Annotated in this window: 2 protein-coding genes; both read right to left on the bottom strand. The window is 59.0% G+C overall.

Annotated elements, in window-relative coordinates; all coding sequences use genetic code 11:
* Positions 1-79: 79 nt before the first annotated feature.
* Positions 80-679, bottom strand: a complete 600-nt coding sequence (locus tag ACP7A4_RS23120) for a DUF1566 domain-containing protein (protein ID WP_426248519.1) — start codon at positions 677-679, stop codon at positions 80-82.
* 132 nt (positions 680-811) lie between these two features.
* A partial coding sequence (locus tag ACP7A4_RS23115) for a hypothetical protein (RefSeq protein WP_426248518.1) occupies positions 812-1,073 on the bottom strand: 262 nt, incomplete at its 5' end.

Below are 1,073 nucleotides of genomic sequence, written 5' to 3'. Positions count from 1 at the left end.
ATGGTGTTTCCTCTTTTTTCAGGCAACAAAAAAGGCGCCTATGCGCCCGGTAGCCGGTCAAGAACGAATGATCAAAGGATTAAATAAACAATCTGCGGACGGGGCGGACACGGAGCTCGATGCCCTTGCAGCTGCCGTACTGACTGCCACCATCGAAGTACATGTTGAAAGCGTTGTTGGCGGAGCGCTGCGTGCTCGACCAGTACCAGGTGTCTTTGGCGAACAGGTCTGGCACGCTCAGCCAGCAGTGGTATAGCTCGGCGGCGGCTGGCAGGTAGAAGTTGTCGTGCCCGTCTGCGGTGTAGGCTGTGGCTTTATTGGCGGCGGGGTGGTCGTCTTCCATCAGGATCACGGTATTGGCAAAGCCATCACGCTTGCTGTTGGCTTGCGACTCACGCCCACGGCCGCCCCATTCGTGCGAGCCAGCGTCTTGGGCGGCGATGATCAAGTAGTGCGCTGGTACTTCGCCGCCCGCTGCAACCAGTCCGCCGTTAAAGCCGCCTTGCCCGGGCCAGACAGCCCCAAGCTCCGGGATTGGATGAAGGGTTGCAGGCTGCACATTGGCGGCTGGAGGCAGCACCTGGGCGAAAACACTGGCCACGGCCAGCTTTGCCAGAGAGGCAGCGGGCATCTTGATCGTGGTGTCGCCGTGCTTGAGGGTGATCATTTCGGGTTTCATTGGGTATCTCACTGTTTAATTGAGGATGAACTCAGGCCACTCTGGATTTGCTTTCTGGCTGCCACTCACAGAACCCAACTTTTGGCGCTTTGGTCTTTGGGTTGATAATTGGCTTGTTGTCCGCATCAGTCATTACGCGCCTTGCCCTGATTCGCAGATCCCGGCATTGAATGGTCTTGCGGGCCAGCGCAATGAACTGCTGGGCGTACTGTGGGGCATCGAACAGCGGCGAGAGCTGCCGAACCGTACCCCCCCCATAATCTGCTCGGTCTTCCTCTCGACCAGCTCCATCCATTCTGCGAGCGGGATTGGCTCAACGCCGCCCGGTGCTTCCACGTTCTTGCGGGTGCCTTTGGTGCGCTTCTTGGCCTCGGCCAGCGCAACGTCGCGGGTC

It is taken from the genome of Pseudomonas sp. TWR3-1-1 (genome assembly GCF_049896545.1).
Taxonomy (GTDB): Bacteria; Pseudomonadota; Gammaproteobacteria; order Pseudomonadales; family Pseudomonadaceae; genus Aquipseudomonas; species Aquipseudomonas weihenstephanensis.
Note: the sequence above shows the minus strand (reverse complement) of the source record. Positions and strands in the feature narration are given on the sequence as shown.